The sequence below is a fragment of the Geobacillus sp. ZGt-1 genome, from assembly GCF_001026865.1.
In the GTDB taxonomy this organism is placed as follows: Bacteria; Bacillota; Bacilli; order Bacillales; family Anoxybacillaceae; genus Geobacillus; species Geobacillus thermoleovorans.
On record NZ_LDPD01000023.1, the window covers coordinates 47,669 to 60,131 of the forward strand.

At 52.9% G+C, this 12,463-nt stretch carries 13 protein-coding genes and 1 pseudogene; 3 read left to right on the forward strand and 11 right to left on the reverse strand.

From position 1 onward, the window contains the following. The first annotated feature begins 394 nt into the window (after positions 1–394). Positions 395–685: a hypothetical protein gene (locus VU18_RS08920; RefSeq protein ID WP_033009177.1), complete on the forward strand. Its 291-nt coding sequence runs from the start codon at positions 395–397 to the stop codon at positions 683–685. A 64-nt stretch (positions 686–749) separates the two neighbouring features. After that, on the forward strand, positions 750–1,193 hold the full coding sequence (locus tag VU18_RS08925) for an Hsp20/alpha crystallin family protein (RefSeq protein ID WP_011231631.1): 444 nt from the start codon (positions 750–752) through the stop codon (positions 1,191–1,193). Positions 1,194–1,209: 16 nt separating this feature from the next. Here the strand turns inward: VU18_RS08925 and VU18_RS08930 are convergent, their stop codons facing one another. The 5 genes and pseudogenes from VU18_RS08930 to VU18_RS19910 all read right to left on the reverse strand — a co-directional run. Next, positions 1,210–2,232 (reverse strand): LacI family DNA-binding transcriptional regulator, encoded by a 1,023-nt coding sequence (locus VU18_RS08930; RefSeq protein WP_042382431.1) that lies wholly within the window; start codon positions 2,230–2,232, stop codon positions 1,210–1,212. A 56-nt stretch (positions 2,233–2,288) separates the two neighbouring features. After that, complete coding sequence (gene galT / locus VU18_RS08935; RefSeq protein WP_047758023.1) at positions 2,289–3,815, reverse strand: UDP-glucose--hexose-1-phosphate uridylyltransferase; 1,527 nt, start codon at positions 3,813–3,815, stop codon at positions 2,289–2,291. Positions 3,816–3,817: 2 nt separating this feature from the next. After that, complete coding sequence (galE, locus tag VU18_RS08940; protein WP_047758024.1) at positions 3,818–4,804, reverse strand: UDP-glucose 4-epimerase GalE; 987 nt, start codon at positions 4,802–4,804, stop codon at positions 3,818–3,820. Next, positions 4,801–5,849 (reverse strand): galactokinase (locus VU18_RS08945; protein ID WP_236687340.1); only part of this gene is annotated, 1,049 nt, incomplete at its 5' end. The genes galE and VU18_RS08945, both read right to left, overlap by 4 nt. A gap of 1 nt (position 5,850) precedes the next feature. Then, a pseudogene (locus VU18_RS19910) lies at positions 5,851–5,985 on the reverse strand (galactokinase family protein); the annotation flags it as partial. A 194-nt stretch (positions 5,986–6,179) separates the two neighbouring features. Between VU18_RS19910 and VU18_RS08950 the strand changes: the two are divergent. Next, complete coding sequence (locus tag VU18_RS08950) at positions 6,180–6,962, forward strand: EcsC family protein (protein ID WP_047758026.1); 783 nt, start codon at positions 6,180–6,182, stop codon at positions 6,960–6,962. Between the two features lie 58 nt (positions 6,963–7,020). On the opposite strand, the gene VU18_RS08955 is transcribed toward VU18_RS08950, so the two are convergent. From VU18_RS08955 to VU18_RS19920, 6 genes are all read right to left on the reverse strand, one after another. After that, complete coding sequence (locus VU18_RS08955; RefSeq protein ID WP_047758027.1) at positions 7,021–9,210, reverse strand: alpha-galactosidase; 2,190 nt, start codon at positions 9,208–9,210, stop codon at positions 7,021–7,023. Positions 9,211–9,250: 40 nt separating this feature from the next. After that, positions 9,251–9,688 carry a carbohydrate ABC transporter permease gene (locus VU18_RS08960; protein ID WP_236687341.1) on the reverse strand — a complete coding sequence of 146 codons (438 nt, stop codon included), beginning with the start codon at positions 9,686–9,688 and terminating at the stop codon, positions 9,251–9,253. 63 nt (positions 9,689–9,751) lie between these two features. Further along, on the reverse strand, positions 9,752–11,319 hold a 1,568-nt coding region (locus tag VU18_RS08965; RefSeq protein WP_236687342.1), incomplete at its 5' end, for a glycerol-3-phosphate dehydrogenase/oxidase. 251 nt (positions 11,320–11,570) lie between these two features. Then, a complete protein-coding gene (locus VU18_RS08970; protein ID WP_047758029.1) occupies positions 11,571–12,125 on the reverse strand; it encodes a glycerol-3-phosphate responsive antiterminator in 555 nt (184 codons plus the stop codon). 15 nt (positions 12,126–12,140) lie between these two features. Next, positions 12,141–12,296, reverse strand: a complete 156-nt coding sequence (locus VU18_RS18355) for a hypothetical protein (RefSeq protein ID WP_011231640.1) — start codon at positions 12,294–12,296, stop codon at positions 12,141–12,143. Positions 12,297–12,313: 17 nt separating this feature from the next. Then, positions 12,314–12,463: ATP-binding protein (locus tag VU18_RS19920; RefSeq protein ID WP_047758196.1), on the reverse strand; the 150-nt coding region annotated here is incomplete at its 5' end.

Below are 12,463 nucleotides of genomic sequence, written 5' to 3' on the forward strand. Positions count from 1 at the left end.
TCAGTTTTCAAGGAACAAGCAACTGCTTTTGTAACTTATAACTTAACGACAACTATTATTATATAAACAAATCTTTCAAAATGTCAAGCATTGTTTTCTCTGCTTTGTTTCTGCCGCGTTTATCCGTTTATTACGTTGCGGCAATATTTTATTATACTTATCATCCGCTGTTTGTCAACCACATTTTTTGATTGTTTCGTTGCCATTTGCCTCTTGGCATCGCGCTGTCGTGAAACGGCGATTTTGATTATATTACGCCTGACTTTCTATGTCAACTGGAATTTCCATCCGCAATGTTGCAGACTTCCCCTCCTGTAATGGCTGCTCACATCAACTATAATGAAAATGTGTAATAAGATAAAAAACGAGCATCAACGAAGGAGGAATGGATGCGATGAATCATTCATTTTCCGTTTTGCTTGACGCCTACCGCCGACTTTGGCCGAATCGTTCGATCACAGCGGAGACGCTCGATGAACAGAGTAGCCAAGCTCTTTTATATGAGACGATCAGGCAGGAGCTGCGCGACGAGTGGACGCATCCGCGCGTGCGGCAATCGTCCGAAGTGAAGTTTTATTACGCCGTTAAGCGGGTGGCCGCTTCTGACTTGCCGGATGGCATGAAAGTAGCACTCATTCAAGCGTATTTGACGGTGATGGAACAATTGCAAGCCAATCATACATAAAACAGACGAATCCGGTTCACACTACTGAGCGAAAAAACATTTCTTGTTAAGGAGGATGGCAGTTATGGCGTTAATTCCGTATGACCCGTTCCGGCACTTGGAATCGATTCGCCGGGATATGAACCGCTTTTTTGCTAGTGATTTTCCATCACTGTTCACTCATATGGATGAGCAGCACTGGATGCCGCGCATCGACATGCATGAAACGGCCAACGAATACGTCGTTTCGTGCGATTTACCGGGGCTGGAGCGGAAAGAGGATGTGCACATTGACGTGCAGAACAACATGTTGACCATCAGCGGCACGATTCAACGCCACCACGATGTAAGAGAAGAACAAATGCACCGGCGCGAACGCTTCTTTGGTCGCTTCCAGCGTTCGATCACCCTGCCGGCGGATGCGGCGACGGAAAACATTCGCGCGACGTACAAAAACGGCGTGCTTGACATTCATATCCCGAAAACAACGACAGGAACGAAAAAACGCGTTGATATCGAGTTCCATTAATGCAGAAGGGAGCGGCTTATCGACCGCTCCCCTTTTCGTTGCCCTCGCTGCTTGAGCGGATGACGAGCTCTGTCGGCACGACGACCTTTTTGCAAATCGCTCGTTTCGTCGTCAACCGTTCGATGAGCAGCTCAACCGCTGTTTCACCCATAAATTCTGTGTATACTTTCACCGTCGAAAGCGGCGGGTGAAGAAATGCTGCCGTCGGAATATCATTGAATCCGACAATCGCCGCCTCTTCCGGAACAGCGATCCCGGCTTCATGCAGCGCACGCAGGGCGCCAATCGCCATCGAATCACTGGCAATGAAAAACGCCGTCGGCAAGTCGCCGCCTGAAACAGCCTCTTTCATCAGCCGATAGCCATCTTCAGCAGTGAAGGCACCGATCCATACATAGCGGGAATCATACAGCCCTTTGACATACAAATATTCGTAAAACGCCGCTTCGCGCTCATCGCGGATCGGCGTTTCCCCGTCGACATATTCACGGCCGCCGATATAGCCAATTTTCGTATGCCCCAACCGAAGCAAATAATCAAGCACTGTCACCGTCGCTTGACGCAAGTCGATGACGACTGAATCAAACCGATGCTCATCAGGCGAACAGTCGACAAACACAATTTGTTTGGCCCCGGCGGCAAAAACCTCGACTTCCTTCGGCCCGAATTTTCCGACGGCGATGATGCCATCGAGCGCCTCCATCCGTTCGATCGGATAGGCGCCGTGCTGTTTAAACAATTTGACGAGTTCGATGCCGCGGTCAAAACACTCTTTTTCCACTCCGAGGCGAATCGCCATATAATAGGGGTCATCGATTTCCTGGCGCTCCGAATACCAGTGAATGAGCCCGAAGCGAAACGATTCGCGCGCTTGCTGGCTTCGTTCCCGCAATGTTTTGTAGTTCAGCTCTTGGGCGACTTCAAAAATGCGCCTTCTCGTTTCATCGGAAACGGACAGCGTCGTATCGTAATTAAGCACGCGCGACACCGTCGCGACCGAAACGCCGACTTTTTCCGCGATTTCTTTTAACGTAGCCATAGTCTGTTTGCGATCCCTTCCTTATGTTTCATATGAAACGCGTTTTTTCGCCGCATTTAAACAAGAGACGACATGCGCTCCACAGCGTGCTGCATAAAGCGGCGAAACGCGTCCTTCCCTCGCTTGTCCCGCTTAAACACCCCGGCATGTTCCAACACGGTCACAAACCGTTGCCCGACTTCGTGCCGCAAAATGTCATGGACGTTGTCCTTCGTGATGTCCGGATAGGCCGAGTGAATGGCTTCGCACCAATCCCAATGTTTATGCATCGACTCGTCCCAGTCTTCTTTTTTTGTCCGATGCACGAGATAATCGGCCAGCGTCTCCAGTTCCACGGCAAGCCGTGCCGGCAGCACCGCCAGCCCCATCACTTCGATCAAGCCGATATTTTCTTTTTTAATATGATGCAATTCTTCATGCGGATGGAAAATGCCGTACGGATGTTCCGCTGATGTCCGATTGTTGCGCAAAACAATGTCCAACTCAAACAAATCGCCGCGCCGCCGGGCGATCGGGGTGATCGTGTTGTGCGGAACATCGCCGCTGTAGGCCATAATCTCGACGCTTGGGTCGCTGTACGTCCGCCATGTTTCATACAAAAAGGCAGCCGCATCCAACACGTCCTCTTTTGGTCCAGTCAAACGGATGACGGACATCGGCCAGCGCACTATGCCGGCTGTGACCGACGGGAACGATGGGAGCGGGATACACTCTTCGATCTCCGCCTTTTCCATCGCAAACGGATAACGCCCTCCTTGGAAATGGTCATGCACTAAAATCGAGCCGCCGACAATCGGCAAATCGGCGTTCGAGCCAATGAAATAGTGCGGGAACTTTTCGACGAAATCGAGCAAACGGCTAAGCGTCTTCCGCTCCATTTTCATCGGCACATGTTCGGCGGAAAAGACGATGCAATGTTCATGATAGTACACGTAGGGAGAATATTGGAAATACCACTGTTCATCCAATAACGTGATCGGGATGACACGGTGATTGGAACGGGCTGGATGACGCCACGTTCCTTCATACCCTTCGTTTTCTTTGCATAATACACATTTTGGATACGAGGATGACGGCATCTCTTTTAATTTGGCGATTTCCTTCGGGTCTTTTTCCGGCTTCGCCAAGTTAATGGTGATATCCAATTCTCCATAGATGGTTGACACTTTCCAGTGCTGATTGTTGGCGATGCGCGCCGTTTGAATGTAATTGGACGCTTGGCTCAACGAATAAAACCAGTCCGTCGCCTCCTGCGGGTCGCGGCGGTATCGCTCGTAAAAGGCGCGGATCACTTCCGACGGCCGCGGCATGACGCAGTCCATCAGTCTCGCATCCCATATATCGCGCTCGGTCGTTGTATTCGTTTCCAACAATCCTTGTTCATACGCCCAATCAATCATAGCGTCCAATACCGGGGCCGGCGAGGCCAAGGGAACGTTCTTGACCTCGGCCGGCTGCCATTCCGTGAGCCGGAGCGTTGCCAGCAGGCGGTTGCGCGCGTACACCACATCTTCCGGCGCTAAAAGGCCGCGTTGCTCGGCATAACGGATCAGTTGTTCAATCGCCGCAAAAATCGTTTCCATGTTTACACACCCCGATAGCCGTTTGGCCGCGCTTTGTGCCACTCCCACGCCGAGGCGACGATATCCGTAATGGACAAGTATTTCGGCTCCCAGCCGAGCTCGCGCTTTGCTTTTTCCGATGAAGCGACAAGTCTCGCCGGATCGCCCGGGCGCCGCGCCACGACGCGGGCGGGGATCGGGTGTCCGGTCACTTGCCGCGCCGCTTCGATCACTTCTTTGACGCTAAATCCATTTCCGTTGCCTAAATTGTATACATCGCTGTCTGCCCCGCTCCGCAATTTCTCGAGCGCCAGCCAATGGGCATCGACGAGATCAAGCACATGAATGTAGTCGCGGATGCACGTGCCGTCGGGCGTGTCGTAGTCATCGCCGAAAATGTAGATTTCCTCGCGCTGGCCAAGCGGCACTTTTAAAATCAATGGAATCAGATGCGTCTCCGGGTTGTGGTCCTCACCGATTGTCGTGCCGTACGCCCCGGCGACATTAAAGTAGCGGAGCGAAATCGAGCGGATGCCATAGGCGCGGTCCGCCCATTTCATCATTTTTTCCATCGCCAGCTTCGTTTCTCCATACGCGTTCGTCGGTTCCGTCGGGTCGGTTTCGACGATCGGGATTTGTTTCGGCTCCCCATACACCGCGGCGGTTGAAGAAAAGACGATTTGCTTGACGCCAAATTCTCTCATCACTTCAAGCAGCACTTGTGTACCGTACACATTGTTGTCGTAATATTTCAGCGGCTCTTCCATGCTTTCGCCGACCAATGAGTTCGCCGCAAAATGAATGACCGCCTCAATGTCGTGCTGGCGAAACACCGTGCGCAAAAACTCGCGGTCGCGAATATCGCCTTGGCAAAACACCGCATCAGGGTGAACCGCCTCCCGGTGCCCCGTCTGCAAGTTATCCACCACGACCACGCGCTCCCCTTTTTCAAGCAGACGGTACACCGCATGGCTGCCGATATACCCTGCCCCTCCGCAAACCAAAATCATCGGCTCATCTCCTCCAGTTCCGTGAGTTCTCTCGCCCCGTCACCAACTTCAACGACATAAAAGCTTGCTTCATAACCGATTTTTTCGGCATACGCGTTTCCGACCCGTTCAATGAAATCTTGAACGCATGCCTTTTTCACAATGTTCACCGTGCAGCCGCCGAATCCTGCTCCGGTCATGCGCGCCCCGACCGTTCCTTCGTGCGACCATGCCGCTTCAACGAGCGTGTCGAGTTCAACACTTGTCACTTCGTAATCATTGCGCAGCGACAAATGCGACTGTTTCATCAACTCGCCAAAGCGGACGAGATCCCCGCGCTCAAGCGCCCGGGCGGCTTCAAGCGTCCGCTCGTTTTCCGTCACTGCATGGCGGGCCCGTTTTTGCTCAAGCGGGGAAAGAAGATGTTCATAACGGGCCAGCTCTGCGCTTGTCAGCTCGCCGAGCGAGGCGATGTTCCGCACGCTTTGCAGCTTCGCGAGCGCCGCCTCGCACGTCGCCCGCCGCTCGTTGTACGCCGAGTCCGCCAGGCCGCGCTTTTTGTTTGTGTTCGCGATGACGATCGCACAATCGTCAAGCACCAATGGCAAATAGCGATACTCGAGCGTCTGGCAGTTTAACAGGATGGCGCAATCTTGTTTCCCCATGCCGACGGCAAACTGATCCATAATGCCGCAATGGACGCCAACGTATTTATTTTCTACGGTTTGGCTCATTTTCACAAGCTCCAGCTGATCAAGCCCGCGCCTGAACAGTTCATTGAGCATGACCGCGGTCACGAGCTCAATCGACGCGGATGACGACAGTCCTGCGCCGTTCGGGATCGTGCCGTAATACAAAATATCCAATCCGGTCTCCAGCGGGCTGAGCGCTTGAAACGCAGCCAAGATCCCTTTCGGGTAGTTCGCCCAGCCGTGCTCGCTCCGGTATGACAAGTCATCGTAAGAGACAGTGATCACTCCCGTTTCCGGGAAGTTTTGCGAATAAAAGCGGACAAATGGCTCTTTCGTCTGCCGAACAAGCGCATACGTGCCGATCGCAAGCGCGCNCGGCAGCACATGCCCGCCGTTGTAATCCGTATGCTCACCGATCAAATTGACGCGGCCGGGGGCGAAGAAAGTGCGGATGCCTTCGCCTAAGCCGCCGAAAAGTTCGATAAATTGTTGTTTTAAGGTTGTAATCATGAAAGAGCCTCCTTAAGATCATCTTATAATAAATATTTTAGTTAAAATTTTACTATTCGTCAATGAAAAACTCCTACTTTTGTTCATGACTGCAGGCTTCTTGTCAGAAACAAAATGCCCTCCTTGTCCGTATAATTCGTTAAAATCAACCTATCCTAAACATTAACATTTAAGAAGGAACAGGAGGCCCAAACATGGACGCCAAACTGCAGCTACAAAAAGAGTTAAAGCAAATCGAACAGTGGGAACACTCCCAAAAAGACCTATGGTTTTGGGAAAAGCTCGGCCGCTTGCCGTTTCAAGTGCTCGATAAGCTGACGCCAAAAGTCGTCCATCGAAAACTAGGGCAGCTGCTTGATGAGCTGGGCAGCTATATTCAAAGCGGCGGGCAATACTTAGTGAATGAAGGAAAGGTATTGGACAAGCTTGGCGTATCGTCGTTGGCCGAGGTGCCGCACTTGCCGCTTGAGACGATGGACCGCGTCTGCGACGAGTTGATCGATGCGCGCGTCACGTTCGCCCAGCTGCAAGGGGCGGCAACTGGAATGGGCGGGGCGCTGACGCTGGCGGTGGACATTCCGGCGCTTCTCGGCTTAGCGCTGAAAACGCTGCAAGAGATCGCCATCGTGTACGGATATGACCCGAAGGAAAAAGAGGAGCGCGTGTTTGTCGTCAAATGCCTGCAGTTTGCCGCGGCGGACATCGTCGGGAAAAAAGCGATTTTGGACGAACTTTCGTCGTTCTCCCATGAACGCGGGCGCGTCTTTTCCGAACTGCAAGGCTGGCGGGAAGTGATGATGACGTTCCGCGACCAATACGGGTGGAAAAAGCTGTTTCAAGCCGTTCCGATCATCGGCGTCATTTTCGGTTCGCTGTTTAACAAATCGTTTATGGAAGACATCGCCGAAACCGGGAAGATGCTCTATCGGAAGCGTCGCATCATCGAGAAGCTCAAACAGTTTGAACCCGGCATCTAAGACACCGGGTTCAATTCGTTTATGACTGGTGCATAGGCTCGAGCGACAGCATCCCTTCTTATCGTTGAACAGCTTTCAATCGCCACATCATGCTGGTAAAATCGCCAGAGCGGTACGGCAAGGCCACTCCGGCATACATCAGCTCGTCGCCGCCGTAAACGCCAAGTCCCTCGATTTCGTAGTCTTGATTCGGGTCAAGCCCTTTTAAGCGCAGGTATGACAGCGGCGCGTTCGCTTCCGCCAGAACACGGAAGTAGGCGACGAGCGCTTCCGACTGATCTTCCGAGACGAACATCCACGCCGCCTCGTTGCCTTCAAACGGGCTGAGCAGCCGATAAAACGTGCCGAACTGGACGAGGCGGCGCACATCTTTGTAAAACGCGACTTGTTCCTTAATGATTTGTTTTTCTGTTTCCGTCAATTTCGTGATATTGAGCTCATAGCCGAAGTTGCCTGACATCGCCACATGGCCGCGCGTCTTGAGGGACGTCACCCGCCCGACTTGGTGGTTCGGCACGGCCGAGACGTGGGCGCCCATGGCGCTCACTGGGTAAACGAGGCTTGTACCGTACTGGATTTTCAGGCGCGAGACAGCGTCAGTGTTGTCGCTCGTCCATGTTTGCGGCATATAATAGAGAATCCCCGGGTCAAACCGCCCTCCGCCTCCGGAGCAGCTTTCAAACAAAATGTGCGGAAAGCGCGAGGTGATCTCGTCCATCACGCGATAGAGCCCAAGCATATAGCGGTGCGCCGTTTCGCGCTGGCGCTCGGGCGGCAGGGCGGAGGAGCCAATTTCCGTCATATGGCGGTTCATGTCCCATTTCACATAAGTGATGGGGGCGCTCGCAAGCACGTTCGAGATCGTTTCAATCATATAGTCGCACACGTCTTGGCGGGAATAATCGAGCACAAGCTGGTTTCGTCCTTCCGAACGCGGGCGGTTGGGCACATGCAGACACCAGTCGGGATGTTTCCGGTACAGCTCGCTGTTTGGCGACACCATTTCCGGTTCAACCCATAAGCCGAACTGCAGCCCGAGTTCGTTCACTTGTTTCGCCAACCCGTCCAGGCCGTTCGGGAGTTTGCGCCGATTGACCACCCAATCACCGAGGGAACGGCGGTCGTCATCGCGTTCGCCAAACCAACCGTCGTCAAGCACAAACAGTTCGATGCCAAGCTCCGCCGCTGTTCGGGCGATATTCATGATCTTTTCTTCATTGAAGTCAAAATACGTTGCTTCCCAGTTATTGATCAAGATCGGGCGTTCGCGGTCGCGAAATGAGCCGCGCGCCAGGCGGGTGCGGTACAGTTCGTGGTACGTTTGCGACATTCCGTTCAACCCTTGGTCGGAGTAGACCATAACGACTTCCGGCGTTTGGAACGATTCGCCCGATTCCAATAGCCACGTAAAATCAAACGGATTGATGCCCATCGAGACGCGGGCAGTGCGGAACTGGTCCACCTCGACTTGGGCGAGGAAATTGCCGCTGTACACCAAGCTGAACCCGTACACTTCGCCTTGGTGCTCATCGGCGTTTTTGGCAGCGAGCGCAATAAACGGGTTTTGTTGGTGGCTGCTCGCGCCGCGGCGGCTTTCCGCCGCTTGCACGCCGGTCACAAGCGGACGGCGCTCGATCCAGCGTTCGCGCCCCCACGCTCCCGGGAGATGAATCCAGTCATAGTCGGCAGTTGGGAAATCGACGCTCATACTGAGCGCACGCAGCAGCTTCAACCGCTCGCCGCCTTTGTTTTCAAAACGGGCCGCGCGCGTGATGACGTTCCATTTTTCATACGCCGTATACTGCAGCGTGACCTTTAGACCGATCAGCGCATCTTCAAGAACCATTTCGAGCGTCTCCGCTTCTTGTTCATGCTCCACGTATGTCGCCGGCAGCCCGTTCAGCCTAGGCTTCCCTTTGTAAATACGGTGCGTTTTGTAGCGCAAATCGGTCACGGTCGAGCCGTTTTCCAGCTGCACTTGATACGCTGGAGCCCGGAAATCGGTATTCCCATAGGCTGGATATTCTTGCGGCAGCGTATCGAGCGAAAACGTGCGGTCAGACGGGTCGGGATTAGGAGAGAACGGACGGTCAAAAAATTGGAATCTTCTTGATCCATTTGCACTTCTAATCTTTTTTCCCCAATAAAGATGGGCTAAATGCCCTGAACGAACGAGCTGCATCACATAGCTTGTGTCGCTTGCTTGTAGATGAAAGGTTTTGGTTACATGATCGTATATAATTCCCATATTCATTCTCCTTCTCTATTTTCTAAAATGGAATATAGTCTTATCCTTTTACAGCCCCAGATGACAGTCCACTAATAAAGTATTTTTGCAGGAATAAATATAAGATAATGATCGGCAATGAACTTAGCAGCGACCCTGCAGCAACCCACCCAACGTTGTTCACATATTGTGAAAAGAAAGAAGAAAGAGCTACAGTAAGCGTATGCGATTCAGAGCTTTGCAGGAAGAATACAGAAAATTGATAGTCATTCCATACATTTACACCCGTTAAAATCATTACCGTTACAGTAACTGGTTTTAATAAAGGCATAATGATACGGAAAAATAACGAAAATCTACTCATCCCATCGATCATTGCTGCCTCGTCTAATTCTCGTGGAATCGTATTGATGAACCCGGTAAATAGAAAAATCGTAATCGGCAAGTTAACCTGGAGTTCCCGCTGAAGTAAAACTGTAATTATTGCGGGATGCTCCAAATACAAGGGATTTTTTAATCGGATCAACATGAATTAATGTTTTCTTTTCCTTCTCTTTAGTTCTTATTTGTTACTACTGCCACATGGAACGACAGCCCCTTTTAGCGCCTTTTCCAGTTCCTTTGTATAAGCCTCCCTTTGTTCCTCTGTCCATTGCAAATAATCGGCCATAAAGGCGATAACGCGGTCTTTCTGACGCCGGACAGAATCAATATCAAACAGCAGCGCTCCGGTGCGGCGGATGAAGTAGTCGACTGGTTTGACCGCCATTTCTTCCTCGATGGCGTAGACGAGGCGGACGAACGTTTCGCGCGTTAAGCCGGACGAGCGGTCGTACTCGTTGCTTAAGGCAAAGAGGCGGTCGACATTTGTGCCGTATTGTCTCGCCAGCCGCGCTCCCGCTTCTTTCGTCAATCCATAGCGCGCCGCTTCTTCCGCTTTTTCGGCGATGAAGGCAGGGAGGCGGTGCGAGCCGCCGACATCGCCGCCGGAGATCGGCAATTGTTTCGTCTGGCATGGACGGAACGTTTTCCGCTCTTCTTTTTCGAGCTGCTTGGCGACAAGATCGACGACGGTTTCCGCCATTTTCCGGTAGCCGGTCAGTTTGCCGCCGGCGATCGTAATGAGGCCGGACGGCGATGTCCAAATCTCGTCTTTGCGGGAAATTTCCGACGGGTCTTTCCCTTCTTCATAGATGAGCGGACGGACGCCGGCCCAACTTGATTCCACATCGGCCGCGGTGATGCCGACAGACGGGAACATGTAGTGAATCGCCTGCAATAAGTAGTCGCGGTCTTCTTCAGTCATGGCCGGATGAGCGGGATCATCGTCATAAAATGTATCGGTCGTGCCGACATACGTTTTCCCATCCCGCGGAATGGCAAACACCATCCGGCCGTCCGGGGTGTCAAAATAGACTGCCTGCTTGAGCGGAAAACGCTTTTGATCGATGACGATGTGGACGCCTTTGGTCAGCCGAAGCCGCTTGCCGGTTTTCGATCCGTCTTTGTCGCGCAGCGCATCAACCCATGGTCCAGCAGCATTGACGACTTTTTTGGCGCGGATGTCATACACTCGTCCGCCGATCAGGTCGCGGCAGCGGGCGCCGATCGCGCGGCCGCGCTCGTCGTACAAAAACTGTTCGGCTTTTACGTAGTTGACGGCGTCGGCGCCAAGCTCGACCGCTTTTTTGACCACCTCGATCGTCAAGCGGGCATCGTCGGTCCGATACTCGACGTAATAGCCGCCGCCAAGGAGGCCATCGCGCTTTAAGAGCGGCTCTTTTTCCAACGTCTGCCGGGCATTAAGCATCGTGCGCCGCTCGCTTTGCTTGACGCCAGCCAGCCGGTCATACAGCCAAAGGCCGATCGACGTGCTCCATTTGCCAAACGTCCCGCCGCGATAAATGGGCAGCAGCATCCACTCCGGTGTGGTGACGTGCGGGCCGTTTTCATACACAATCGCCCGTTCGCGCCCGACTTCCGCGACAAGCTTCACCTCGAACTGCTTCAAGTAGCGCAGGCCGCCGTGGACGAGTTTGGTCGAGCGGCTCGACGTGCCGGCGGCGAAATCTTGCATCTCGACAAGCGCGACCGTCATGCCGCGCGAGATGGCATCCAAGGCGATGCCGCNNNNGGTGATTCCCCCGCCGATCACCAACAGATCGTATGGCTTTTCGCTCATCGCTTCGAGAACGTTGTTCCGCTGTTTGCTTGAGAATGCCATGCTTGACTCCTCCTTGGAAAAAGACAAAAAGAGACCAGTGCAAACACGATAAGCCTTCGCCTACCATGTGTGCATGGTCTCTCCTTGTCTCCTGACTGATGATTAACTTGTTGCTTTTATTATAGCAGACTGCGGCCGATTTGGCCAGCTCAACGCATTATCCATTGTAGTGGCGCCATAATGTTTCGTTGGACGTGGTCACCGCCACCGCCCCAGCTGCAAGCGCCTGCTCGACATCGTCGACCGTGCGGATAAGTCCACCGGCATAAATCGGCTTCCCGGTCCGTTCTTTCACTTCGCGGATGATGTGCGGCATGGCGCCCGGAATGACTTCGATGCAGTCCGGATTCGTTTTCGCAATCATCTGATAGCTTTTCTCCAACGCGTGTGAATCAAGCAAAAAGATGCGCTGCACGGCCAAGACTCGTTTTTGCCGCGCCTTCATAATGACGCCCGCTTTCGTGGAAATGAGGCCATGCGGGCGGAACTCTTGGCAAAGGTATTCCGCCGCATGTTCATCATGGCTCAGCCCTTGCACCAAGTCGACGTGAATGAGCAACTCCTTGCCATGCCGGCGCGCATAGGCAAAGATGCTTTTTAACTGGGCAATATGCACCTCAAGCAACACGCCGACCGTGTAACCGCTTGACAAAAAGGCGTCAAATTGCTTCATCGTTTTAATGGCCGGAATGATGCGCTGTTTCGCTTCCATTTTCTTTTCTTCGATTCATCCTCTCATTTTGTCGATCTCATCTAAGCATGACAGTGACATCATCGTCCGCGGTTTGCATGTCGCGATTTTCACCCCGCGCTTGCGGAATTTTTCAACGAGGTGATGAATCACTTTTTTGCTTGCCGCCTCTTCCTCATGGGGATGTCCCATTGCCTCACGCTCCTCTCCTATTCCGCTTTCGGAATGGCGAGCTCCACCGTCGTTCCTTTCCCAACTTCGCTTTCCAACGCAATTTGCCCGCCGTACTTATCGATGATCTCCTTGGCAATCGAAAGGCCGAGCCCGGCGCCGCCTTGTTCGCGGCTGCGCGCCTTGTC